Source organism: Pseudomonas sp. J380 (assembly GCF_009827115.1).
Classification (GTDB): domain Bacteria; phylum Pseudomonadota; class Gammaproteobacteria; order Pseudomonadales; family Pseudomonadaceae; genus Aquipseudomonas; species Aquipseudomonas paracarnis.
In genome coordinates this window covers 4,317,286-4,338,853 of record NZ_CP043060.1, presented here as the reverse complement: position 1 = coordinate 4,338,853, position 21,568 = coordinate 4,317,286, and the positions used below count along the sequence as shown (strand labels likewise).

Here is a 21,568-nt window from a genome sequence, read left to right as displayed (position 1 = left end):
TCCATATTCAAGCCTGTCTCGCTGGCGGCTTGCGCCGCACATAAAGGGTTTTGTCGACCCGCGCCACCAGGGTGCCGGAGCCGTCATGAATCTCGACCTTGAGGTGGGGCAGATATTTCTCGCCACCTGCGGTCTGGCGCCGGATTTCATCGAGCAAAGCGTCGTCGATGGAGAATTCGGCATACACCGGGCCTTTGCCCGGCGAGATGAAGTCGATACTCGCAGCCTTGTCCCACACGATGTAGTCGCGGCCCAGGTTTTCCATCAACAGCAACATGTAGAACGGATCGACCATCGAATACAGGCTGCCGCCAAATTGCGTACCGACGTAATTGCGGTTGTACCAACCCAGGCCCATGCGCACCTTGGCATGCCGGAAGTCGGCACTCAGTGCCTGCACCCGCACCCCGGCGCCGAGGTACGGCGGGTACAGGGTGAGGAACCAGCGCAACAGCCGCGCCTTGCCCACGCGTTGGGTTAGCCACTTACGCATCGGAACGCGTACCCAGGCCCATGGCCTGGCGGGCGAACCAGCGTTTGGCTGGTGGCAACAGGTCGAGGCCGAGCAAGCCCATATTGCGGCCCAGCGCCACCAACGGTTGGGCACTGCCAAACAGGCGCGTGACCTGGTCGGAGAAGCCTACGGTGAGTTGCTGGTCCAGGCGCTGGCGCTCGCGATAGCTTTGCAAAGTCGCCAGGTCACCCGGCACAGCAGGCCCGGCCAGCAGCGCTTCGGCCAAGGCATTGGCATCGCGCAGAGACAGATTGAACCCCTGCCCGGCAATCGGGTGCAGGCTATGGGCGGCATTGCCGAGGACCGCCAGGTGCGAACGCACTTGCTCTTCGGCTTCCACCAGGGTCAACGGGTACAGGTGGCGGGCACCCACTTGCTTGAGGGTGCCCAGGCGATACCCGAACACACCCTGCAGTTCGCTCAGGAAGCTACGCTCGTCGAGGCTGGCCAAGCGCTGGGCGTCCATGCCGATGCGGGTCCAGACCAGCGCGCAACGGTTGTCCGGCAGCGGCAGCAAGGCCATGGGGCCTTCATCGGTAAAGCGCTCGAACGCCTCGCCATTGTGCGCCTCGCTCGGGGTGATGTTGGCGATCAGCGCGCTCTGGTTGTAGGGCCGGGTTTTCACGCCAATGCCCAGTTGCTCTCGCAGGCCGGAACGGCCGCCATCGGCCAGTACCGCAAGGTCGCATTCCAGCACGGTTTCATCGTTGAGGGTCAGGCGATAGCCATCGGGCAGCGGCTCCATGCGCGTGACTTCCGCCGGGCAGCGCCAGCTCACCACGTCCTTGTCCAAGCCTTGCCACAGGCATTGGCCGAGCCAGGCGTTTTCCACCACATAACCCAGGGCTGGCACGCCCTCCTCCATCGCGGACAAACGCGCGGTGGAGAAGCGCCCACGGTCCGATACATGGATCTGCTTGATCGGCTCCGCACGCCGGGAAATGGCTTGCCACAGGCCCAGCCGCTGGTAAATCTGGCGCGCGCCAAACGACAGCGCGGAAGAGCGCGCATCGTAGCTCGGTTGGTAACTGTCGCCCGGTGCAAAGGGCTCGATCAGCACGATCTTCCAACCCCGCGCCTTGGCCCCCGCTTGCAACGCCAGGGCCAGGCTGGCGCCCACCAGGCCACCGCCGATAATCGCCAGGTTGACCCGGCTCATCGGGCAGCCGCCATCAACGCCTCGATCTCGGCAACGGTCTTGGGCACGCCGCCAGTCAGGATTTCACAGCCTTGCTTGGTCACTACCACGTCGTCCTCGATGCGCACGCCAATGCCACGCCATTTTTTTGCCACGTTCTGGTTGTCCGGGGAAATATAGATGCCCGGCTCCACGGTCAAGGCCATGCCCACTTCCAGCACGCGCCATTCACCACCCACTTTGTACTCGCCCACATCATGCACATCCATGCCCAGCCAGTGGCCGGCACGGTGCATGTAGAAGGCGCGGTAGGCTTCGCTGGCGATCAACTCGTCAACGTCACCTTGCAACAACCCCAGCTTCACCAAGCCGGCGGTGATGACCTGCACGGTCGCCTCGTGGGCCTGGTTCCAATGTTTGTTCGGCGCGATCTGCTTGAAGGCGGCTTCCTGGGAGGCCAGCACAATCTCGTAGATCGCCTTCTGCTCCGGCGAAAACTTGCCGTTGACCGGCCAGGTACGGGTGATGTCGCTGGCGTAGCAATCGATCTCACACCCGGCGTCGATCAGCACCAGGTCGCCGTCCTTGAGCACCGCGTCATTCTGCTGGTAATGCAGGATGCAGCTGTTGCGCCCGGCGGCGACGATGGAGCCATAGGCCGGCATCTTCGCGCCTCCCTTGCGAAACTCGTAATCCAGCTCGGCTTCCAGGCTGAACTCATGCAGGCCGGCACGGCTGGCCTGCATCGCCCGCACATGGGCCGCACAGGAAATTCGCGCTGCCTCGCGCATCACCTTCACTTCTGCCGCCGATTTATACAGGCGCATATCGTGGAGCAAATGATCCAGGGCAACGAATTCGTTCGGCGGCTGGGCGCCCAGGTGTGCTTTGGAACGGATCACGTTGATCCACTCCATCACGTGCCGGTCGAACTCGGCATTGCTGCCCATGGCCGAGTACACGCGGTCGCGACCTTCGATCAGGCCGGGCAGGATGTCGTCGATATCGGTAATGGGGAAGGCGTCATCCGCGCCAAAGTCGCGAATCGCGCCCTCGGTGCCCGCACGCAGGCCGTCCCACAATTCGCGCTCGGCATTGCGCTCGCGGCAGAACAGCACGTACTCGCCGTGCTGGCGACCGGGCATCAGCACGATCACCGCTTCGGGCTCGGGGAAACCGCTCAGGTACTGGAAATCGCTGTCCTGGCGGTAAACATGCTCGACATCGCGGTTGCGGATGGCCACGGCGGCGGCCGGCAGGATCGCGATGCTGTTGGGTTCCATCTGCGCCATGAGCGCCTTGCGGCGACGGGTGTATTCCGCTTTGGGGATATGAATCATGGGCAGATGGGCTTCCTTTCTTTAGTGCAACGACGGCTTGGCAGCGACCGGCTCAGCGGACTTCCTGGTCTCGGTGAACAGCAGCAACGGCGCGACGCGCAGGTATTCCATGACTTCCATGTAGTCGCCTTCGCCATCTTCGGACTCTTCCAGGGCATCTTGCACCTGTGAGATCGCCGCCAGGTCCTGCAGCACTTCCTTGGCGTCGGTGCTCAGCTCCAGGCCGCCGGCATTCACGCCGAAACCGTGGAGGAAGCCCTGGCACCACTGGCCCAGGGCAGCAGCGCGCTCGGTGAGCGGCGCGTCATCGGTCGGCAGCAGCAGGACCACGGTGACGTCGTCACCGGTCAACTCGCCCTTGACCATCTCTTGCAGGCCGATCAACGCATTGCGCACGTTCTCGGTGGGTTCGGTTTCCAGCAACTCGGCCACATCGGCCAGCCAGTTGTCGGCATCAAAGCCCACACCGGTGCAACTGCGGCCCAACAGCACGCCGTGCAGTTCGGCAGGCGAGCAAGGGTGGCCGCTGGTGCTCAGCAGTTTGGAAAAAGCGTCGTACGGGGAATTTTGAATGGGCATGGTGAGCTAGGCGCCAGACGGCGCAATGTCTAGAATGGAGCGCTGTATCCTAGCACCGGCAGACGTACCAAGACTATCGAGGGCGTCAGATCGTTTATCCTGCAGTTGCCATTCATCAGACAAATCCAGTGGAACCCAATGGAAGACACCGACCTGCAAGCGCTGATGGCCAGACTCGAACTGCTAATTGATCGGGTCGAGCAACTTAAGAGTCAAAACGGACTCCTATTAGCTCAGGAAAAGACCTGGCGCGAGGAACGCGCTCACCTCATTGAAAAAAACGAAATCGCCCGGCGTAAGGTCGAATCGATGATTTCGCGCCTGAAGGCCCTGGAGCAAGACTCATGAGTTCAAGCAATAGCGTTACCGTGCAGATCCTCGACAAAGAATATTCGATCATCTGCCCCCAGGAAGAACGCAGCAACCTGGTGAGCGCTGCCCGCTACCTGGACGGCAAGATGCGCGAAATCCGCAGCAGCGGCAAAGTGATCGGCGCCGACCGCATCGCTGTGATGGCCGCGCTGAATATCACCCACGACCTGCTGCATAAGCAGGAGCGCCCTGACGTACAGGCCAGTGGTTCGACGCGCGAGCAGGTGCGTGACCTGCTCGATCGCGTGGATCTGGCGCTTTCCACCGATTCAGACACACCCAAGGGCTGATTGCCGAGCGGGTTTAAGGTATACTCGCCCCACTCCCTGGCGTGTTTGCCAGTCGGCGATGTCCCTGAGCCGATTCGCACTACCCTGGAAGTTGCACGTTGGGCTGGTGTGCATGTCCGCTAGACGGAAAGCCTTAAAGCCTACTGCTTCTTCCACCTTGAACTTTCGGGTTCAAGGGCTAAGTCGACAGCGGCTCTGTCGGGGAGCCTGAATTCCCAAACTCAATGCCAGTCCCCGGACTGGCATTGTTTTATGAGCCGAAAATCATGACCGAACCTGCGCCGCTATCTCGTCCGCAACTTCGACGCATGTTGCGCAAGGCCCGCCGCGCCCTCACGCCAAGCGAGCAGCGCCAGGCCGCTCAGGGTGTGTACCGGCAACTGGCACAGCACCCGCTGTTTCGCCGGGCCAAACATATCTCTTTATATCTGCCCACGGACGGTGAAATCGATCCGCGCCTGCTGCTGCGTGCGGCCCAGCGCCGCGGCAAAGCCACTTACCTGCCGGTGCTCAGCGCCTGGCCGCGCACCAAGATGGTGTTCCAGCGCGTACGGCCTGGGGATAAGTTGCTGCCCAACCGCTTTCGCATCCTTGAACCACGGGTCAATGCCCATCGTCAGCGCCAAGTCTGGGCGCTGGACCTGGTGTTATTGCCGTTGGTGGGGTTCGACGATGTGGGTGGGCGCCTGGGCATGGGCGGCGGGTTCTACGATCGCAGCCTGGCCTATCTTGCCCGCCGCCAGAGCTGGCGCAAGCCAACGCTGCTGGGGCTGGCCCATGAATGCCAGAAAGTCGAACGCCTGGCGCAGGCGAGTTGGGATGTGCCGTTGGCGGGGACGGTGACTGATACGCAGTGGTATGACGCACAAACGCCGCTGGAAACAGCGGCGCCTTGGTGAATGCTTGAGTTAACGCTTGAACGGTTGTGGCTGCTGCTGAGCCAGTTCAACCGGTGCATCGGTCTTGCTCGACCACAGGCTCTGGGCATAACCGGTGGTCACGACGCCCAGACCAAACAAAATAACCAAAATCCATAGTAAATCCGGCTTACGTTGCATCGATTGCCCCCCTTTCAGGCACCTCGTACACGATGACAACAACGTTCCAAAGTAGTCCGTTGCAGCTGCGTCAAGCTTAAAAGCGCGCATTCTGCGGTAACGTGAACCAACACGCAAACCTTGACGCCAACCGACTGTCGGTTTGTCATGCAATTGCCCGACAACTTGCCCAATGCCTTTTTCAGGAGCCCAACAATGGCCTACTGGCTGATGAAATCCGAGCCCGACGAACTCTCTATCAACGGCCTGGAAAAGCTCGGCGAAGCGCGCTGGGACGGGGTACGCAACTATCAGGCCCGCAACTTTTTGCGCGCCATGGCCGTGGGCGACGAGTTTTTCTTCTACCACTCCAGTTGCCCGGAGCCAGGGATTGCCGGCATCGGCAAAATCACTCGGGCCGCCTATCCGGACCCCACTGCGCTGGAACCAGAAAGCCACTATTTCGACGCCAAGGCCACCCCGGAGAAAAACCCGTGGAGCGCGATCGATGTCGCGCACGTGCAGACCTTCCCCAAGGTGCTGGGGCTCGGCTATCTAAAGCAGCAAACTGCACTGGCTGAAATGCCGCTGGTGCAGAAAGGCAGCCGGCTTTCGGTCATGGCGGTCACACCGCAACAGTGGGCGGTGGTCCTTCATTTGCTTTAACTGACCTGGCTTCTTGTAGGAGCGAGCTTGCTCGCGAAAAACTCACAGGCGCCGCTTTTATTCAGGAAGCACGCGTTATCGTTGACGTTTTTCGCGAGCAAGCTCGCTCCTACTGGATGATCAGGTTGTTGAACAGCAGGTCTTCTACCACTGGCTTGCCGGTTTCATCGTTCATCACCTGCTGCGTTTGCTTCAACGCTTCCTGACGCAGCTTTTCCTTCCCTTCCACACTGCTCATGGTCTCGTTGGTCTGCTGGGTAAACAGCGCGACCAGTTGGTTGCGAATCAACGGGTCGTTGGCCTTGACCAACTTCGCCGCCTCATCACCGGTCACGCGCAGAGCAATGTCGGCCTTGTAGACCTTGAGCTTGGCCGTGCCATCCAGGCCGTAATTGCCCACGAACGGCGGCGTCAGGCTGATGTAGCTGACTTTCGGCGCCTCGCCTTCCTTGGCTTCTTCGGCATGGGCTGCCATCGGCAACGTCAGGGCAAGCATCAACAGGATCCACGCTTTCACAGTTCATTCCTCGAATTCGGTTGCCGGGTAGCATAACGCTAGCAAGGCTGAGCACAAGCTTATGGGGGCTTATCAGGCGCGGGCATGCTCGTTGACCCACGGGCGTTCCCTCCTACACTTATCGGCCACGACGCCAAAAGGAATAGTCCGATGAAAGCTGTGCTGTGCAAAGCCTTCGGCCCCGCCGAAACCCTGGTGCTGGAAGAGATCGCCAGCCCCGCGATCAAGAAGAACGAAATCCTGTTGGACGTGCACGCGGCCGGGGTGAATTTCCCGGACACCCTGATCATCGAAGGCAACTACCAGTTCAAGCCGCCCTTTCCGTTCTCACCCGGTGGCGAAGCGGCAGGCGTGGTCAGTGAAGTGGGTGAGAAAGTCAGCCATCTGAAAGTCGGTGACCGTGTGATGGCGCTGACCGGCTGGGGCAGCTTTGCCGAGCAGGTCGCGGTGCCCGGCTATAACGTGCTGCCGATCCCGCCGAGCATGGATTTCTACACCGCCGCCGCCTTCAGCATGACCTACGGCACCTCCATGCATGCGCTGAAACAACGCGCCAACCTGCAACCCGGCGAGACCTTGCTGGTGCTTGGCGCGTCCGGTGGCGTGGGCCTGGCCGCCGTGGAGATCGGCAAGGCCATGGGCGCCCGGGTGATTGCCGCCGCCAGCAGCGCCGACAAACTCGCGGTGGCCAAGGCGGCTGGCGCCGATGAGTTGATCAACTACAGCGAAGCCAGCCTCAAGGATGAGGTCAAGCGCCTGACCGATGGCAATGGCGCCGACGTTATCTACGACCCGGTGGGTGGCGACCTGTTTGACCAGGCCATTCGTTCGATCGCCTGGAATGGGCGGCTGCTGGTGGTGGGGTTCGCCAGTGGGCGTATTCCTGAACTGCCGGTGAACCTGGCGTTGCTCAAGGGCGCAGCGGTGGTCGGGGTGTTCTGGGGCTCGTTTGCCCAGCGCCAGCCGCAGGATAACGCGGCGAATTTTCAGCAGTTGTTCACGTGGTATGGCGAGGGCAAGTTGAAGCCGTTGGTGTCACAGGTGTATCCGCTGGAACAGGCAGCACAGGCGATCAATGATCTGGGACAGCGCAAGGCAGTGGGTAAAATAGTTGTCCAAACCCGATAACACACCTGAAATGCAATCCATGTGGGAGCTGGCTTGCCTGCGATAGCGGTGGGTCAGCGGCTACAGATGAAGCTGAAAGATCGCCATCGCAGGCCAGCCAGCTCCCACAGTAGTTACTTCGCGGTCTTAGGACCTAACCACGACCATCACATATCTATAGGCGACATGTTCGTAAAAGAACATGCAATTGCTCTCGTTTCCTGTGTTTGCAGATAAGAGGCGATGCTATTTTCGGTAACGAAACTGTAACATTCGCATCCGCAGTCAAAACAAGAAATTTGGAGCTCTTGAATGTTTGCTTTCTTTCGTCCTGCCGCACACCAGGCGCCCTTGCCTGAAGAAAAAATAGACAGTACCTACCGACGGCTGCGCTGGCAGATCTTCGCGGGTATTTTCTTTGGTTACGCCGGTTACTACCTGCTGCGTAAAAACTTCTCCCTGGCCATGCCCTACCTGATCGACGAGGGTTACACCCGCGGTGAACTGGGCCTGGCAATGTCGGCGATTGCGATTGCCTACGGCTTGTCCAAGTTCCTCATGGGCCTGGTGTCCGACCGCTCCAACCCACGCTATTTCCTGCCCTTTGGCCTGCTGGTTTCGGCGGGGGTGATGTTCATTTTCGGTTTCGCACCTTGGGCAACGTCCAGCGTGACCATGATGTTCATTTTGCTGTTCATCAACGGCTGGGCCCAGGGCATGGGCTGGCCGCCAAGTGGGCGGACCATGGTGCACTGGTGGTCGCAGAAAGAACGCGGCGGCGTGGTGTCGGTTTGGAACGTGGCGCATAACGTCGGCGGTGGCTTGATCGGCCCGCTGTTCCTGCTGGGCATGGCGTGGTTCAACGACTGGCATGCGGCGTTCTATGTACCGGCCACCGTGGCCTTGGCGGTGGCAGCGTTTGCCTTCATCACCATGCGCGACACACCGCAATCGGTGGGCCTGCCGCCTATCGAGAAGTACAAGAACGATTACCCGGAAGGCTACGATGCCAGCCACGAAGACGAATTCAGCGCCAAGGAAATCTTCGTCAAGTACGTGCTGCGCAACAAAATGCTGTGGTACATCGCCTTCGCCAACGTGTTTGTCTATCTGCTGCGCTACGGCGTACTGGACTGGGCGCCGACCTACTTGAAAGAAGCCAAGCACTTCACGGTCGATAAGTCGTCCTGGGCGTACTTCTTCTACGAGTGGGCAGGTATCCCGGGCACGCTGCTGTGCGGCTGGATGTCGGACAAGATCTTCCGTGGCAACCGCGGCCTGACCGGTATCGTGTTCATGGCCCTGGTGACAGTGGCCACCCTGGTTTACTGGCTCAACCCGCCGGGCAACCCGATGATCGACATGATTGCGCTGTTCTCCATCGGCTTCCTGATCTACGGCCCGGTGATGCTGATCGGCCTGCAGGCACTGGAACTGGCTCCGAAGAAGGCCGCCGGCACCGCAGCGGGCTTCACCGGTTTGTTCGGTTATCTGGGCGGTTCGGTAGCGGCAAGTGCGGCCATGGGCTACACGGTCGACCATTTCGGCTGGGACGGTGGTTTCGTGCTGCTGATTGGTGCGTGCGTACTGGCGATCGCGTTCCTGATCCCTACACTGTGGCACACCAACAGTGTCAGCTCGGCGCGTTAACCACCCAGGCAGTCCTTGGCACAACGCTTGAGCCGCGCCTCCAGGTTTTTATCTGGCATGGCGTGGCTACGCAGGGCGTTCACGGTCTGCTCGACATAATCGCGAGTGGTACCGTAACGCCCGCAAGCGCTTTGCAGTACGTGATTAAGCACGATATCGGGCAAGTTGCCGGCATAGCTAGGCAAGTGCCGCTCCAACACAAACCCCAACGCCTGCACGGTGCTGCCATCTTCCAATCGGCAGCTGAGCCAGTGCGGCCGGTACGAGGGGTAAGGCATCTCGCGTTGCCACAGGGCATACAGCGAGGCCTCCAACTGGTCCTCCGGCAAGCGGTAGGCAAACCCGCTGCAGGAACCACCGCGATCCAGCCCGAACACCAACCCCGGCAGCTCCGGCGTACCGCGATGCTCGTGTGACCACAAATACAGGCCACGGTGATAACCGTGAACCCGTGCACGCACCCGCTCGGTCGACGAGCATTCAGGGCGCCAGATCAGCGAACCATACGCAAACAGCCACACCGGCCCACCCTTGTGCCGAGCCATGGTGGCTTGCATCGAGCTCATCAATTGTTCGTGAGTGAGTTGCGGCCCCAGATCGAGCCGCGGAGGGTAAGCCAATTGCAGAAGATCGGTTTCAATGGCGGTCATGGCGAAAAGCGGTGCGCCTCCTGTGTGTTACCAGTTGTGAGCGACTTTACCGTAATAAAACGCAGCGCTGTAACCGTACGGCGAAAAAGTGCCACTGGGCATTAATCAACGCCGCCACTCGTCAGGATCTGGACGGTTAATCCCGCTACTGTCAGCCCCGGTTCAGCCTGGGCGGGCGCCACGCCGTCAAACTAGCGCGCACATAACGACCCACTTAGCCGTTCATTACATCGACTATCGAGGTCGCCCCATGAAAAAATTTCGATTGCCTGGGCTGTTGTTCCTGGCCCAAGCCACCACCGCGCTGGCGAGCGAAACCCCACTCGCCAACGACGACAAAGGCTTCTGGTACGCCCAGACCAGTGTCTACACCCGGCACTTCGCACCCGACCCGGAGCACAACAACAAGCAGGGCTTGATCGGCCTGGAACGCAACGAGGCATCGGGGCTGTTGTATGGTGGGGTGACTTTTCGCAACTCGTTCCGCCAGCGCTCGTACTACGCCTATGCGGGCAAGCGCTATGACCTGGCGGAGTATCCGGTGTATGCAAAATTGACCGGCGGGCTGCTTCAGGGCTATCGCGGCGAGTACCGCGACAAGATCCCGTTGAACCGATTCGGTGTGGCGCCGGTGATCATTCCGTCGGTGGGCGCGCATTACGGGCCGGTGGCGGCGGAGTTGGTGTTGCTCGGGTTCAACGCGGCAATGGTGACAACTGGCGTGCGCTTCTGACACGACACTGTCCCCTGTGGGAGCTGACTTGCCTGCTCCTACATTATTCAGCGCAAGGCTTCAGGGCCTTGGGGCGTAGGCGAAGACGTCGGCGCGCATCCGGTGCGCATCCATGCCGGCGTTGACCAGTGCGTCCAGCGTGCCGTAGATCATCGCCGGCGAACCGCTGGCGTAGACGTGCACGCTATTGAGGTCGGCAATGTCTTCGCACACTGCCTCATGCAGCAAACCACAGCGCCCTTCCCAACCACACAGATCGCTGACGACTTTGTGCAGGAACAGGTTGGGTAATTGCAGCCATTGATCCCAATGCTCGATTTCGTAGAAATCTTCCGGCAGACGCACGCCCCAATACAGATGCACCGGGTGCTTGAAACCTGAAGCGCGGCAATGCTCGATCAGACTGTTCATCTGCGCCATGCCGGTGCCGGCGGCCATCAGTACCAGTGGCCCGTCTGGCAGTTCAGCCAAGTGAGTGTCGCCAAACGGCAGCTCGACGCGCGCCATCTGGTTACGCTGCAACTGTTCGATGAGGCTGCGCGCGCTGGCTTCCCGTGCCAGTACATGCAACTCCAACTCACGCCCGGCATGGGGCGCCGAGGCAAGGGAAAACGCTGACTTCTCGCCGTTGTCCCGCTCGATCATCAGGTATTGCCCGGCGTGATAACGCACCGCCTTGCCAGCCGGGGCGCGCAGGCGCACGCGCCACACATCGCCACCCACTTGCGCACACTCGATCAATTGGCACGACAATTTGCGCAACGGCAACTCTCCCGGCGCCAGAACGCCATCCCACAGCACCACACAATCCTCCAGGGGCTCGGCGATACAGGTGTAGAACTCACCATGATCGCGCACTTCCCCGGCTTGGCGTACCCGGCCTTCCACCAGCAACGCCGCGCAGACATGGCACACGCCATTGCGACAGGCCTGAGGGCACTCATAGCCCAGGCGACGGGCGCCCTCGAGGATTCGCTCGCCAGGGGCCAGTTCCAGCACAGCACCGGAAGGTTGCAGGGTTACACGCATCAATCTATTCCCAATTCTTTCCAGATCGCATCGACCCGCGCAGTGACAGCTTCATCCTTGACGATCACCCGGCCCCACTCACGCGTGGTTTCGCCCGGCCATTTGTGCGTGGCATCCAGGCCCATCTTTGAGCCAAGGCCCGATACCGGCGACGCGAAGTCGAGGTAGTCGATAGGCGTGTTGTCGATCATCACCGTATCGCGCTTGGGGTCCATGCGCGTGGTGATGGCCCAGATCACGTCGTTCCAGTCCCGGGCATTGATGTCGTCGTCGGTGACAATAACGAACTTGGTGTACATGAACTGTCGCAAAAACGACCATACGCCGAGCATTACCCGCTTGGCATGCCCCGGATACGACTTCTTCATGGTCACGATGGCCATGCGATACGAACAGCCCTCGGGCGGCAGGTAGAAGTCGGTGATTTCCGGGAATTGCTTTTGCAGGATCGGCACGAACACTTCGTTGAGCGCCACGCCGAGGATGGCGGGCTCATCGGGCGGACGACCCGTGTAGGTGCTGTGGTAGATCGGCTTGACCCGATGGGTGATGCGCTCGACGGTGAACACCGGGAAGCTGTCGACTTCGTTGTAGTAACCGGTGTGGTCGCCGTAGGGGCCTTCATCGGCCATTTCACCTGGGTGAATCACGCCTTCAAGGATGATTTCGGCGGTGGCCGGCACTTGCAGGTCATTACCGCGGCACTTCACCAGCTCCGTGCGATTACCGCGCAACAAACCGGCGAAAGCGTACTCGGAGAGGCTGTCAGGTACGGGCGTGACCGCGCCGAGGATGGTCGCCGGGTCGGCACCCAGGGCCACGGATACCGGGAACGGCTTGCCGGGATGCTTTTCGCACCACTCACGGAAGTCGAGGGCGCCGCCACGGTGGCTCAGCCAGCGCATGATCACTTTGTTACGGCCAATGACTTGCTGACGGTAGATACCGAGGTTCTGGCGGTCCTTGTTCGGGCCTTTGGTGACGGTCAGGCCCCAGGTGATCAGCGGGCCGACGTCGCCGGGCCAGCAGGTTTGCACCGGGAGCATGGCCAGGTCGACATCGTCGCCCTCAATGACCACTTCCTGGCACACCGCGTCCTTGACCACCTTGGGGGCCATGGCAATGATCTTGCGGAAGATCGGCAGCTTGGACCAGGCGTCCTTCAAGCCCTTGGGCGGCTCGGGCTCCTTGAGAAAGGCCAGCAGCTTGCCGATCTCGCGCAGTTCGCTGACAGACTCGGCGCCCATGCCAAAGGCCACGCGCTCGGGAGTGCCGAACAGGTTGCCCAGCACCGGAATATCGAAGCCGGTCGGGTTTTCGAACAACAGCGCCGGGCCCTTGTTGCGCAAGGTGCGGTCGCAAATCTCAGTCATTTCCAGCACCGGAGAAATCGGCATCTGGATACGTTTCAACTCTCCGCGCTGCTCAAGTTGCTGCACGAAATCCCGAAGATCCTTGAATTTCATTAACCATGCCACCCGTAAAATAGGCGTACATCCTACCTGCTCTGAGGGCGGCTGGCAGCTTAATTGGCCGTCAATCCGCGTGATTGCAACGAACTGAACAACGGCTCCAGGAAGGCTTCGATGTGTCGCGCGCCGACGTCTGAAAGGTGGTTATCGTCGGTATACAGCGCTCGGCCATTGAGTTCGACCCGGCATACACCGTCGGTGCCACACAGCAAAGGTGCAGGGTCCAGCACCGCGACACCGCTGTCGGCCGCCGCCAACTCATCAAACAAGTGCGTGATAAAGGCCTGGCGCTTTACATGCTCGGCCACGGCGAGCCCTTCACCGTCCACGGGGCGGTTCATCATGGCCAGGCGGCTGAGACGGTAAGGTACGATGATTTCCTGCAGCGGCACTTCCTTGACCAGCCAGACCTTGTGCCCGGCAGCGCGCAAGCCCTGGATGCGCTCGCGCAAGCCCTGGGCAAAGCGTTGTTCGGCGACGGCACGCACATACTGGCCAGTGCCCGGGTCTTTGAGCGCATGCTCCTTGTCGCCGGACATTTGCCCGTACACATACAGGCTCCAGCGGGCGGCCAACACCACATCGCTGAAAGTCTGCTCGGACATGGCCTTCTCGACGCGACGATTGAAATGCGCGCAGCGGGCAATATTCTCCAGGCCATCGAGGGGAATACAGCCGGCAAAACTGGCTTCGACCAGGCTGATATCGTGGCGATCAGCGCCCTCTTTGAGTGCGGGTATCAGCGCAGTGGCGTGACTGTCGCCCCATACCAGTGCTGAAACAGATTGGCCTTTCGGGCCGAAATGGCAGAACAAGCGTTCATCGGGCGTATCTTTGTCGGCCATGCACGCCAGCAGGTCAGGGCTCCACTTCTTGGCCTGGGCAAAACGCAACGCCTGTTCGGACAAGCGCGAAGGCACGCCGTCAGCTTCGCGTATCGCAAGGCCAGTAAAGCCCAGCCCCAGAATGCCGACCATGGCTGACGCCAGAATCGCCTTACGCGAAGCCAGCAAACGTTTTTCCCGGAACGGCGTTTCCACGAAGCGCCAGGACAGATAGCCCAGCACCAGCGAAAGCAGCATCAGCCCCGCCAGCTCCAGCGCGCTCAAGCCATCCACCGCGGCATAGTTGGCGTACACGAACACCGGCCAGTGCCAGAGGTACCAGGAATAAGAGATCAGCCCGATACCCACCATGATCCGTGTGCCCAACAGGCGAGCGACCCAGGTCTGTTGCTGACCGTTGGCCCAGATCAACCCGACCACCCCCAGCACGGGCAACAACGCGGTCGCACCTGGGAACGGCGTTTTCGCGTCGTAGCCCAGCACAGCGATGAGGATCAATGCCAGGGAAGCCAGGCTGACCCCTTGAGCCAAGGCCGGCGAGGCGCGCCATTCACGCTTGGGCTGCACCGCCAGCATTGCACCGGCCAGTAGTTCCCAGGCCCGCAGGTGCAACAGGAAGAAGGCTTTCTGCGGCTCATGCTGAACCGCCCAGACGCTCATGCCAAACGACACCAACAGTACCGCGAACAATGCCAGGCGCCAGTGCTTCAACCGACTGGAAAGCAACGTCAGCAGCAATGGGAAGAAAATATAGAACTGCTCTTCTACTGCAAGCGACCAGGTATGCAGCAAGGGCTTGATGTCGGATGAGGCATCAAAGTAGCCATGCTGACGCGAGAACAACAGGTTCGACGTAAAGGTCACCTGATAGTGCGCAGACCGCCCTAACTCCTCATAGTCCTTGGGCGCCAACAGAAACCAACCCACTGCCAGTGTCGCGGCGATCATCACAAACAGGGCCGGCAAGATACGCCGGGCTCGACGAGCCCAGAAGTCGATGAAGCTGAAGCGTCCAGCTTGACGCTCACGCCAGATAATTGACGTGATCAGGAAACCTGAGATGACGAAGAAGACGTCAACGCCAACAAAACCGCCAGTAATGCCAGGGACACCAAAGTGGAACAACACGACTGCAAGGACAGCAATGGCACGCAGGCCATCGATGTCTCTGCGGTAAGCAAGGGTGGTCATAAGAATGTGGTCAGTCTGCGACGAAAGGGATGAGCGAAGTCACGCGTCAATTTTTGTTACTTAACGGATACTTATGCCACAAAAATCGCAGAATCTCGACGCAAAAAAATGGCGTCCCATTAAGGACGCCATTTTTTTGGACCTGAAACGCTGTATTACTTGCGTTTCATCGACAGGAAGAACTCGTCGTTGGTCTTGGTGGTTTTCAGCTTGTCGATCAGAAACTCGATGGCCGCGACTTCGTCCATCGGGTGCAGCAGCTTGCGCAGGATCCACATACGCTGCAGTTCGTCGTCTGCGGTCAGCAACTCTTCGCGGCGGGTGCCGGAGCGGTTGATGTTGATCGCCGGGAACACACGCTTTTCAGCGATGCGGCGGTCCAAAGGCAGTTCCATGTTGCCGGTACCCTTGAACTCTTCGTAGATCACTTCGTCCATCTTCGAGCCGGTTTCAACCAGCGCGGTGGCGATAATGGTCAGCGAGCCGCCTTCTTCGATGTTCCGCGCAGCGCCGAAGAAACGCTTTGGTTTCTCCAGGGCGTGGGCATCGACACCACCGGTCAGCACCTTGCCGGAGCTCGGGATCACGGTGTTGTAGGCACGGGCCAGACGCGTGATGGAATCGAGCAGGATCACCACGTCTTTCTTGTGCTCGACCAGGCGCTTGGCCTTTTCGATCACCATTTCGGCAACCTGCACGTGGCGGGTTGGCGGCTCATCGAACGTCGAGGCAACCACTTCGCCGCGCACGGTGCGCTGCATTTCGGTCACTTCTTCCGGACGCTCATCGATCAACAGCACGATCAGATGAACTTCAGGGTTGTTACGTGCAATGTTCGCGGCGATGTTCTGCAGCATGATGGTCTTGCCGGCTTTCGGCGGTGCGACGATCAGGCCACGCTGGCCTTTGCCGATCGGAGCGCAGAGATCGATCACACGACCGGTCAAGTCTTCGGTGGAGCCGTTACCGGCTTCCATCTTCATGCGCACGGTCGGGAACAGCGGGGTCAGGTTCTCGAAGAGAATCTTGTTTTTCGCGTTCTCTGGGCGGTCGAAGTTGATCGTGTCGACCTTGAGCAGGGCGAAGTAACGCTCGCCTTCCTTCGGAGGACGGATCTTGCCAACGATGGTGTCACCAGTGCGCAAGTTGAAGCGACGGATCTGGCTCGGCGAGACGTAGATATCGTCTGGGCCGGCGAGATAGGACGCGTCTGCAGAGCGGAGGAAGCCGAAGCCGTCCTGGAGGATCTCCAGCACGCCATCACCGGAGATTTCCTCGCCGCTTTTCGCGTGCTTCTTGAGCAGGGAGAAAATCACGTCCTGCTTGCGCGAACGGGCCATATTTTCTATGCCCATTTCTTCGGCCAATTGGAGCAGGTCGGTAATCGGCTTTTGCTTGAGTTCAGTCAGATTCATATAGGAATGACGTAATCATTTATGGAGGGGGGAAATTAAGCTTTTGGCTTAATGAGGCCGCGCCGCAGAGAAGGCGACAGGATCGCGTACTAATCGAAAAGGAATGCGTCGGCGACGGCTTGCAGGGGGCAGTGGAGAAACCACTGCGGGGCCGAATGTACCACCTGGATTTCGGAGCGTCTAGCCCTGCTTTACGAAAAAGCCCCGCTATTTGCGGGGCTTTTTTGACGACGCTTAGATGTTCGCGTCGAGGAAAGCTTGCAGCTGGGACTTCGACAGCGCGCCCACTTTAGTCGCTTCAACATTGCCGTTCTTGAACAGCATCAGCGTAGGAATACCACGTACGCCATGCTTGGCCGGAGTTTCCTGGTTGTCGTCGATGTTCAGCTTGGCAACGGTCAGCTTGCCTTCGTAGGTGGTTGCAATGTCGTCCAGGACCGGAGCGATCATTTTGCAAGGGCCGCACCATTCAGCCCAGTAGTCAACCAGCACCGGGCCGGCAGCCTTGAGTACTTCGGCCTCAAAGGTCGCGTCGGTGACGTGCTTGATAAGATCGTTGCTCATGGATGTCTCCGGATTGTAAGCAAAAAAAACGTTGCCCATCATAGCCGCCCTTCCCCTGTTCAGGAAGCCGCGTCTGATTGAGTCTTGCTATGAAGTTGAATGAGTGTGGGTATGACCCCACTCACGACGTAACGGGCGTCACGAACGCAATGCCCGTGCGCAACGCAGCATTACGTATATGTTCCTGCATGGTTTTCTGCGCCGTCGTACTGTTGCGGCGGGCCAGGGCGCGCAGGATCCTGCGATGTTCCTGCCAGGTTTCCATGGCCCGCTCCGGCCGGATGAACGGTAGTTTCTGACTCTCCAAAAACACCTCGGCACTGGCACTGAGGATACTCACCATTGCCTGGTTACCGCTGGCCAGCAGAATGCACTGGTGAAATTCGAAGTCCAGGCGAGCGGCCGCTTCGAAGTCACGCGCCTTGAGCACTCTGTGCATGGCTTCGACATTATCCTCCAGGCTGTCCAGCGCCTCGATGGTCAGTGCCATTGCTGCCAACCCCGCCGCAAACCCCTCCAATGCGTAGCGCAGCTGGAAGATATCCGGCGGCGTAGCCTGCGCCGCGAAGGGCCAGGCAAACCCGGGCGCTTCTTGCACATCCTGCACGAACACGCCCTTGCCCGGCTGCACACTGACCACGCCCAAGGCGCTAAGCGATGACAGCGCCTCACGCAACGAAGCCCGGCTCACCCCCAATTGCAGGGCCAGGTCGCGCTGGGACGGTAACGCATCGCCCGGCCCGAAGCCTTGCTCCTTGATGAGTTTGCGGATGGCCTGCAAGGCCGCTTCCGGTACGGCTTGGGCAATGGAATTCATAAAAAGCACAGGTTCCCGATAGCTGCGTGACCCGTTGTAAAACTATTTATGGCCGGCTGCAAGCCACGCCCCAAAGGGGCTCGCAGCTTTTTGTGAGCGCTCGAAAAGGGTGCGAAAACCCTGGCAACTGTTCAGACCAGTAAGACCTGTGCATCTCAATAAACATCAGCCTTGCAGACGATCCGAACGGTGCTGGCATGGGCTGTGCACTGGGCAAACTCAGAAAATTCCTTCGCCTTTTTCGGAGAGTTGCCATGACCAAGCGCTACAGCGCCCTGCTCACTGCCCTGTTTGCCAGCCTGATGCTGAGCCAGGCACCCGCCCAGGCGAATGGTCTGGATGACATCGTCGCTCGTGGCACGCTGAAGGTTGCCGTCCCCCAGGACTTTCCGCCGTTTGGCTCGGTCGGCCCTGACATGCAACCCCGTGGCCTGGACATCGACACCGCCAAACTGCTGGCCGACCAACTCAAGGTCAAGCTGGAACTGACCCCGGTGAACAGCACCAACCGCATCCCGTTTCTCACCACCGGCAAGGTCGATCTGGTGATTTCCAGCCTGGGCAAGAACCCCGAGCGCGCAAAGGTCATCGACTTCTCCAGCGCCTACGCGCCGTTCTACCTCGCCGTGTTTGGGCCGCCTGACGCCGCCATCGCCAGCCTCGAAGACCTCAAGGGCAAGACCATTAGCGTGACCCGTGGCGCCATCGAGGACATCGAGCTGACAGCGGTAGCGCCCAAGGAAGCCACGATCAAGCGCTTTGAAGACAACAATTCCACTATCGCCGCCTACCTGGCCGGCCAGGTCGACCTGATCGCCAGCGGCAACGTGGTCATGGTGGCCATCAGCGAACGCAACCCCAAACGCGTACCCGCGCTGAAGGTGAAGCTCAAGGACTCGCCGGTATACGTGGGCGTGAACAAGAACGAGCCGGCGCTGTTGGAAAAGGTCAACCAGATCCTGGTCGCAGCCAAGGCTGACGGTAGCCTGGAGAAAAACGCCATGCAGTGGCTCAAAGAACCGCTGCCTGCCGACCTCTGACGCGGAGCTCAACGATGGCCTATCAATTCGACTTTGTGCCGGTGCTGGCCAATACCGACCTGCTCCTGCGTGGCGCGCTGTTCACCCTTGAGCTGACGGCCATTGGCGCCATCCTCGGCGTGGCACTGGGCACTGTCGGCGCCGTGGTACGGGCGTGGAAGATCCAGCCGTTTGCATGGCTCTTTGGTGTGTATGTCGAGTTGATCCGCAACACGCCGTTCCTGGTGCAACTGTTCTTCATTTTCTTCGGACTGCCGTCCCTGGGGTTGAAAATCACCGAATGGCAAGCCGCTGTGCTGGCGATGGTAATCAACCTGGGGGCGTACTCCACCGAGATCATACGTGCGGGTATCCAGGCCATCCCACGGGGGCAACTGGAAGCGGCCGCGGCGCTGGCAATGACGCGCTTCGAGGCGTTCCGCCATGTGGTGTTGCTACCAGCCCTGGGCAAGGTGTGGCCAGCCCTGAGCAGCCAGATCATCATCGTGATGCTCGGCTCGGCGGTGTGTTCGCAGATCGCGACTGAAGAGCTGAGCTTTGCCGCCAACTTTATCCAGTCGCGTAATTTCCGGGCCTTTGAAACCTATGCCCTGACCACCCTGGTGTACCTGTGCATGGCGCTGATGATTCGCCAGTTGCTCAACTGGATCGGCCGACGGTTTGTCATGAGGAACAGCCGATGAGTGATTTTTCGTTCTGGGACATCGTGCGCAACCTGCTTACCGGCCTGCAATGGACGCTGCTGCTATCACTAGTGGCGTTTGTGGGCGGCGGCCTGATCGGCTTACTGGTGATGACCCTGCGCATCAGCCGCAAAGCGTTCCCACGCAACATTGCCCGCGCCTATATCGAACTGTTCCAGGGCACGCCACTGCTGATGCAGCTGTTCCTGGTGTTTTTCGGCGTTGCCCTGCTCGGCGTGGACATATCGCCCTGGCTGGCAGCGGCGATTGCGTTGACCCTGTTTACCAGCGCTTACCTGGCTGAAATATGGCGCGGCTGCGTCGACTCAATTGCCCACGGCCAATGGGAAGCCTCGGCCAGCCTGGCCCTCAACCCGCTTGAACAACTGCGCTACGTGATCTTGCCCCAGGCGCTACGTATTGCTGTCGCGCCGACAGTGGGCTTCTCGGTGCAGGTGGTCAAAGGCACCGCCGTGACCTCGATCATCGGCTTCACCGAACTGACCAAGACGGGCGGCATGCTCGCCAACGCCACCTTCGAACCCTTCATGGTCTATGGCCTGGTGGCCCTCGGTTACTTCCTGCTTTGCTACCCCTTGTCCCTCAGTGCGCGCTACCTGGAAAGGAGACTGCATGCCTCTGCTTAGAATTTCTGCCCTGCATAAGTATTACGGCGATCACCACGTGCTCAAGGGCATCGACCTGACGGTGGACGAAGGCCAGGTGGTGGCAATCATCGGCCGCAGCGGCTCGGGCAAGTCCACCTTGCTGCGCACCCTCAATGGTCTGGAGTCGATCAACGACGGCGTCATCGAAGTCGATGGTGAATACCTCGACGCGGCCCGCGCCGACCTGCGCAGCCTGCGGCAGAAGGTCGGCATGGTGTTCCAGCAATTCAATCTGTTCCCGCACCTGACCGTGGGCGAGAACGTGATGCTGGCGCCGCAAGTGGTGCAGAAAGTGCCAAAGGCCAAAGCGGTGCAGTTGGCAAAGCAGATGCTGGAACGGGTAGGCCTGGGCGAGAAGTTCGACGCTTTCCCTGATCGACTGTCCGGTGGCCAGCAACAGCGAGTCGCCATTGCCCGCGCACTGGCCATGTCACCCAAAGTGCTGCTGTGCGATGAAATCACATCGGCCCTGGACCCTGAGCTGGTCAATGAAGTGCTCAGCGTGGTGCGCCAACTGGCTAAAGACGGCATGACCCTGATCATGGTGACCCACGAAATGCGTTTTGCCCGGGAGGTTGGGGATAAGTTGGTGTTCATGCACCAGGGAAAGGTGCATGAAGTGGGCGATCCGAAAGTGCTGTTTGCACATCCGCAATCTGCCGAGCTGGCAAACTTCATCGGCAGCCATGGATCACCTGCCTGAGGACTCAGCCACCGGACACCAGCTCGAAACGCCCATTGCCCTCGTATGTGGTTTTATTGCCAACAGCAGTGGCTGTGCTCGATAGCCAGGTGTCTACTTGCACCTGCGCCGAAAAAGCGTGGCCTCTGGCAGGGACTCCGCCGACCAGCACTACCAGAGATTGGCCTGGGCGTAGCTGGGCGTCCCGTTCGGTAGGGTTGTGCCATTGCGCTAACTCGATGGGTTTACCGTCGAGTTGAGGATGCTGAAGCGTCAGGTTGAAAAAACCCTGGCGTCCAAACCTGTAGCCAGTCTCATTGGCCGGCACGCCTTGAAAACGTAGCGCAATCACCGCAGCCTCCACGCAGATCACGTTCAGACGTACCATACGCTTTCCCAGCGAAGCACCCCGGTTTTCGAGCTGTTCGCCTGGGCGAAGCAGGCCGTAATCGATGATGGGCTGGCTCAGGGACAGGCGGCAGTTCGCAGCGCTTGCCGGCGCTGCCAGTAAAAGGCCGCTCAACAACAGCCCCAAGCTTTTGAGGCACCCGATACGCCACTCGTTCATG

General features: G+C 59.9%; 25 protein-coding genes and 1 other RNA gene. 12 read left to right on the top strand and 14 right to left on the bottom strand.

The annotated features are described in order from the left end of the window. Nucleotides 1-7 precede the first annotated feature (7 nt). Genes FXO12_RS19540 through FXO12_RS19525 form a run of 4 tightly spaced genes read right to left on the bottom strand, consistent with a single transcriptional unit; the run spans nucleotide 8 to nucleotide 3,571 of the window. Nucleotides 8-493, bottom strand: a complete 486-nt coding sequence (locus FXO12_RS19540; protein ID WP_034129007.1) for a DUF4442 domain-containing protein — start codon at nucleotides 491-493, stop codon at nucleotides 8-10. Further along, nucleotides 486-1,673, bottom strand: coding sequence for a 2-octaprenyl-6-methoxyphenyl hydroxylase (gene ubiH / locus FXO12_RS19535; RefSeq protein WP_057975323.1), 1,188 nt, complete (start codon nucleotides 1,671-1,673; stop codon nucleotides 486-488). Before ubiH ends, FXO12_RS19540 begins: the two co-directional genes overlap by 8 nt. Then, nucleotides 1,670-2,992, bottom strand: a complete 1,323-nt coding sequence (gene pepP, locus FXO12_RS19530; protein WP_034129009.1) for a Xaa-Pro aminopeptidase — start codon at nucleotides 2,990-2,992, stop codon at nucleotides 1,670-1,672. The genes ubiH and pepP overlap by 4 nt, the downstream gene beginning before the upstream one ends. Before the next feature lie 21 nt (nucleotides 2,993-3,013). Next, entirely contained in the window at nucleotides 3,014-3,571 is a 558-nt protein-coding gene (locus FXO12_RS19525; RefSeq protein WP_034129010.1) for a YecA family protein, read from the bottom strand. A gap of 138 nt (nucleotides 3,572-3,709) precedes the next feature. On the opposite strand from FXO12_RS19525, the gene FXO12_RS19520 reads away from it, so the two are divergent. The 4 genes from FXO12_RS19520 (at nucleotide 3,710) to FXO12_RS19505 (ending at nucleotide 5,132) form a co-directional block, all read left to right on the top strand. Beyond that, nucleotides 3,710-3,919, top strand: coding sequence for a TIGR02449 family protein (locus FXO12_RS19520; protein WP_003177365.1), 210 nt, complete (start codon nucleotides 3,710-3,712; stop codon nucleotides 3,917-3,919). Next, nucleotides 3,916-4,233 carry a cell division protein ZapA gene (locus FXO12_RS19515; protein ID WP_054895993.1) on the top strand — a complete coding sequence of 106 codons (318 nt, stop codon included), beginning with the start codon at nucleotides 3,916-3,918 and terminating at the stop codon, nucleotides 4,231-4,233. Before FXO12_RS19520 ends, FXO12_RS19515 begins: the two co-directional genes overlap by 4 nt. A gap of 30 nt (nucleotides 4,234-4,263) precedes the next feature. Next, nucleotides 4,264-4,442: non-coding RNA, 6S RNA (gene ssrS / locus FXO12_RS19510), on the top strand. A gap of 57 nt (nucleotides 4,443-4,499) precedes the next feature. Beyond that, a complete protein-coding gene (locus FXO12_RS19505; protein ID WP_054917082.1) occupies nucleotides 4,500-5,132 on the top strand; it encodes a 5-formyltetrahydrofolate cyclo-ligase in 633 nt (210 codons plus the stop codon). Nucleotides 5,133-5,141: 9 nt separating this feature from the next. On the opposite strand, the gene FXO12_RS28795 is transcribed toward FXO12_RS19505, so the two are convergent. Beyond that, nucleotides 5,142-5,291 carry a hypothetical protein gene (locus tag FXO12_RS28795; RefSeq protein ID WP_087149531.1) on the bottom strand — a complete coding sequence of 50 codons (150 nt, stop codon included), beginning with the start codon at nucleotides 5,289-5,291 and terminating at the stop codon, nucleotides 5,142-5,144. A gap of 195 nt (nucleotides 5,292-5,486) precedes the next feature. Between FXO12_RS28795 and FXO12_RS19500 the strand changes: the two genes are divergently transcribed. Then, the gene (locus FXO12_RS19500; RefSeq protein WP_057975322.1) at nucleotides 5,487-5,936 is read left to right on the top strand and encodes an EVE domain-containing protein; all 450 of its coding nucleotides are present in this window, start codon (nucleotides 5,487-5,489) and stop codon (nucleotides 5,934-5,936) included. Between the two features lie 109 nt (nucleotides 5,937-6,045). Here the strand turns inward: FXO12_RS19500 and FXO12_RS19495 are convergent, their stop codons facing one another. Beyond that, on the bottom strand, nucleotides 6,046-6,453 hold the full coding sequence (locus tag FXO12_RS19495; protein ID WP_057975321.1) for a flagellar basal body-associated protein FliL: 408 nt from the start codon (nucleotides 6,451-6,453) through the stop codon (nucleotides 6,046-6,048). A gap of 150 nt (nucleotides 6,454-6,603) precedes the next feature. Here FXO12_RS19495 and FXO12_RS19490 point away from each other — a divergent pair, with 150 nt between their 5' ends. Beyond that, entirely contained in the window at nucleotides 6,604-7,581 is a 978-nt protein-coding gene (locus FXO12_RS19490; protein WP_057975320.1) for an NADPH:quinone oxidoreductase family protein, read from the top strand. Between the two features lie 291 nt (nucleotides 7,582-7,872). Beyond that, on the top strand, nucleotides 7,873-9,210 hold the full coding sequence (glpT, locus tag FXO12_RS19485) for a glycerol-3-phosphate transporter (RefSeq protein ID WP_032878817.1): 1,338 nt from the start codon (nucleotides 7,873-7,875) through the stop codon (nucleotides 9,208-9,210). Here the strand turns inward: glpT and FXO12_RS19480 are convergent. Next, complete coding sequence (locus FXO12_RS19480; RefSeq protein ID WP_014720416.1) at nucleotides 9,207-9,860, bottom strand: gamma-glutamylcyclotransferase; 654 nt, start codon at nucleotides 9,858-9,860, stop codon at nucleotides 9,207-9,209. The genes glpT and FXO12_RS19480 overlap by 4 nt on opposite strands. A gap of 250 nt (nucleotides 9,861-10,110) precedes the next feature. Between FXO12_RS19480 and FXO12_RS19475 the strand changes: the two genes are divergently transcribed. Beyond that, nucleotides 10,111-10,593 (top strand): hypothetical protein, encoded by a 483-nt coding sequence (locus tag FXO12_RS19475; RefSeq protein WP_057975319.1) that lies wholly within the window; start codon nucleotides 10,111-10,113, stop codon nucleotides 10,591-10,593. A 60-nt stretch (nucleotides 10,594-10,653) separates the two neighbouring features. Here FXO12_RS19475 and FXO12_RS19470 read toward each other — a convergent pair whose 3' ends face one another. The 6 genes from FXO12_RS19470 to FXO12_RS19445 all read right to left on the bottom strand — a co-directional run bounded on the left by FXO12_RS19470 (nucleotide 10,654) and on the right by FXO12_RS19445 (nucleotide 17,926). Beyond that, nucleotides 10,654-11,622, bottom strand: a complete 969-nt coding sequence (locus tag FXO12_RS19470) for a CDP-6-deoxy-delta-3,4-glucoseen reductase (protein WP_057975318.1) — start codon at nucleotides 11,620-11,622, stop codon at nucleotides 10,654-10,656. Continuing rightward, a complete protein-coding gene (gene ubiD / locus FXO12_RS19465; RefSeq protein ID WP_003195329.1) occupies nucleotides 11,622-13,088 on the bottom strand; it encodes a 4-hydroxy-3-polyprenylbenzoate decarboxylase in 1,467 nt (488 codons plus the stop codon). Before ubiD ends, FXO12_RS19470 begins: the two co-directional genes overlap by 1 nt. A 59-nt stretch (nucleotides 13,089-13,147) precedes the next feature. Continuing rightward, nucleotides 13,148-15,130 (bottom strand): acyltransferase family protein, encoded by a 1,983-nt coding sequence (locus FXO12_RS19460; protein WP_060772781.1) that lies wholly within the window; start codon nucleotides 15,128-15,130, stop codon nucleotides 13,148-13,150. Nucleotides 15,131-15,285: 155 nt separating this feature from the next. Then, nucleotides 15,286-16,545, bottom strand: a complete 1,260-nt coding sequence (rho, locus tag FXO12_RS19455; protein WP_003176825.1) for a transcription termination factor Rho — start codon at nucleotides 16,543-16,545, stop codon at nucleotides 15,286-15,288. Between the two features lie 234 nt (nucleotides 16,546-16,779). Further along, nucleotides 16,780-17,109, bottom strand: coding sequence for a thioredoxin TrxA (trxA, locus tag FXO12_RS19450; RefSeq protein ID WP_034129019.1), 330 nt, complete (start codon nucleotides 17,107-17,109; stop codon nucleotides 16,780-16,782). A 121-nt stretch (nucleotides 17,110-17,230) separates the two neighbouring features. After that, a complete protein-coding gene (locus tag FXO12_RS19445; protein WP_034129020.1) occupies nucleotides 17,231-17,926 on the bottom strand; it encodes a FadR/GntR family transcriptional regulator in 696 nt (231 codons plus the stop codon). A 254-nt stretch (nucleotides 17,927-18,180) separates the two neighbouring features. Between FXO12_RS19445 and FXO12_RS19440 the strand changes: the two genes are divergently transcribed. From FXO12_RS19440 to FXO12_RS19425, 4 genes are read left to right on the top strand one after another with little or no spacing between them, the layout of a single operon-like run. Next, nucleotides 18,181-18,966, top strand: coding sequence for a transporter substrate-binding domain-containing protein (locus FXO12_RS19440; protein WP_057975316.1), 786 nt, complete (start codon nucleotides 18,181-18,183; stop codon nucleotides 18,964-18,966). Between the two features lie 14 nt (nucleotides 18,967-18,980). After that, nucleotides 18,981-19,649 carry an amino acid ABC transporter permease gene (locus tag FXO12_RS19435; protein WP_058426445.1) on the top strand — a complete coding sequence of 223 codons (669 nt, stop codon included), beginning with the start codon at nucleotides 18,981-18,983 and terminating at the stop codon, nucleotides 19,647-19,649. Beyond that, nucleotides 19,646-20,296, top strand: coding sequence for an amino acid ABC transporter permease (locus FXO12_RS19430; RefSeq protein WP_034129023.1), 651 nt, complete (start codon nucleotides 19,646-19,648; stop codon nucleotides 20,294-20,296). Before FXO12_RS19435 ends, FXO12_RS19430 begins: the two co-directional genes overlap by 4 nt. After that, nucleotides 20,283-21,020: an amino acid ABC transporter ATP-binding protein gene (locus FXO12_RS19425; protein WP_034129024.1), complete on the top strand. Its 738-nt coding sequence runs from the start codon at nucleotides 20,283-20,285 to the stop codon at nucleotides 21,018-21,020. The genes FXO12_RS19430 and FXO12_RS19425 overlap by 14 nt, the downstream gene beginning before the upstream one ends. A gap of 4 nt (nucleotides 21,021-21,024) precedes the next feature. Here FXO12_RS19425 and FXO12_RS19420 read toward each other — a convergent pair whose 3' ends face one another. Further along, the gene (locus tag FXO12_RS19420; protein WP_082631499.1) at nucleotides 21,025-21,567 is read right to left on the bottom strand and encodes a hypothetical protein; all 543 of its coding nucleotides are present in this window, start codon (nucleotides 21,565-21,567) and stop codon (nucleotides 21,025-21,027) included. Between the last annotated feature and the right edge of the window lies 1 nt (nucleotide 21,568).

Coding starts and splice junctions, on each gene's coding strand:
- FXO12_RS19540 (WP_034129007.1), bottom strand. CDS start 493: ATGCGTAAGTGGCTAACCCAACGCGTGGGCAAGGCGCGGCTGTTGCGC.
- ubiH (WP_057975323.1), bottom strand. CDS start 1,673: ATGAGCCGGGTCAACCTGGCGATTATCGGCGGTGGCCTGGTGGGCGCC.
- pepP (WP_034129009.1), bottom strand. CDS start 2,992: ATGATTCATATCCCCAAAGCGGAATACACCCGTCGCCGCAAGGCGCTC.
- FXO12_RS19525 (WP_034129010.1), bottom strand. CDS start 3,571: ATGCCCATTCAAAATTCCCCGTACGACGCTTTTTCCAAACTGCTGAGC.
- FXO12_RS19520 (WP_003177365.1), top strand. CDS start 3,710: ATGGAAGACACCGACCTGCAAGCGCTGATGGCCAGACTCGAACTGCTA.
- FXO12_RS19515 (WP_054895993.1), top strand. CDS start 3,916: ATGAGTTCAAGCAATAGCGTTACCGTGCAGATCCTCGACAAAGAATAT.
- FXO12_RS19505 (WP_054917082.1), top strand. CDS start 4,500: ATGACCGAACCTGCGCCGCTATCTCGTCCGCAACTTCGACGCATGTTG.
- FXO12_RS28795 (WP_087149531.1), bottom strand. CDS start 5,291: ATGCAACGTAAGCCGGATTTACTATGGATTTTGGTTATTTTGTTTGGT.
- FXO12_RS19500 (WP_057975322.1), top strand. CDS start 5,487: ATGGCCTACTGGCTGATGAAATCCGAGCCCGACGAACTCTCTATCAAC.
- FXO12_RS19490 (WP_057975320.1), top strand. CDS start 6,604: ATGAAAGCTGTGCTGTGCAAAGCCTTCGGCCCCGCCGAAACCCTGGTG.
- glpT (WP_032878817.1), top strand. CDS start 7,873: ATGTTTGCTTTCTTTCGTCCTGCCGCACACCAGGCGCCCTTGCCTGAA.
- FXO12_RS19480 (WP_014720416.1), bottom strand. CDS start 9,860: ATGACCGCCATTGAAACCGATCTTCTGCAATTGGCTTACCCTCCGCGG.
- FXO12_RS19475 (WP_057975319.1), top strand. CDS start 10,111: ATGAAAAAATTTCGATTGCCTGGGCTGTTGTTCCTGGCCCAAGCCACC.
- FXO12_RS19470 (WP_057975318.1), bottom strand. CDS start 11,622: ATGCGTGTAACCCTGCAACCTTCCGGTGCTGTGCTGGAACTGGCCCCT.
- ubiD (WP_003195329.1), bottom strand. CDS start 13,088: ATGAAATTCAAGGATCTTCGGGATTTCGTGCAGCAACTTGAGCAGCGC.
- FXO12_RS19460 (WP_060772781.1), bottom strand. CDS start 15,130: ATGACCACCCTTGCTTACCGCAGAGACATCGATGGCCTGCGTGCCATT.
- rho (WP_003176825.1), bottom strand. CDS start 16,545: ATGAATCTGACTGAACTCAAGCAAAAGCCGATTACCGACCTGCTCCAA.
- trxA (WP_034129019.1), bottom strand. CDS start 17,109: ATGAGCAACGATCTTATCAAGCACGTCACCGACGCGACCTTTGAGGCC.
- FXO12_RS19445 (WP_034129020.1), bottom strand. CDS start 17,926: ATGAATTCCATTGCCCAAGCCGTACCGGAAGCGGCCTTGCAGGCCATC.
- FXO12_RS19440 (WP_057975316.1), top strand. CDS start 18,181: ATGACCAAGCGCTACAGCGCCCTGCTCACTGCCCTGTTTGCCAGCCTG.
- FXO12_RS19435 (WP_058426445.1), top strand. CDS start 18,981: ATGGCCTATCAATTCGACTTTGTGCCGGTGCTGGCCAATACCGACCTG.
- FXO12_RS19430 (WP_034129023.1), top strand. CDS start 19,646: ATGAGTGATTTTTCGTTCTGGGACATCGTGCGCAACCTGCTTACCGGC.
- FXO12_RS19425 (WP_034129024.1), top strand. CDS start 20,283: ATGCCTCTGCTTAGAATTTCTGCCCTGCATAAGTATTACGGCGATCAC.
- FXO12_RS19420 (WP_082631499.1), bottom strand. CDS start 21,567: ATGAACGAGTGGCGTATCGGGTGCCTCAAAAGCTTGGGGCTGTTGTTG.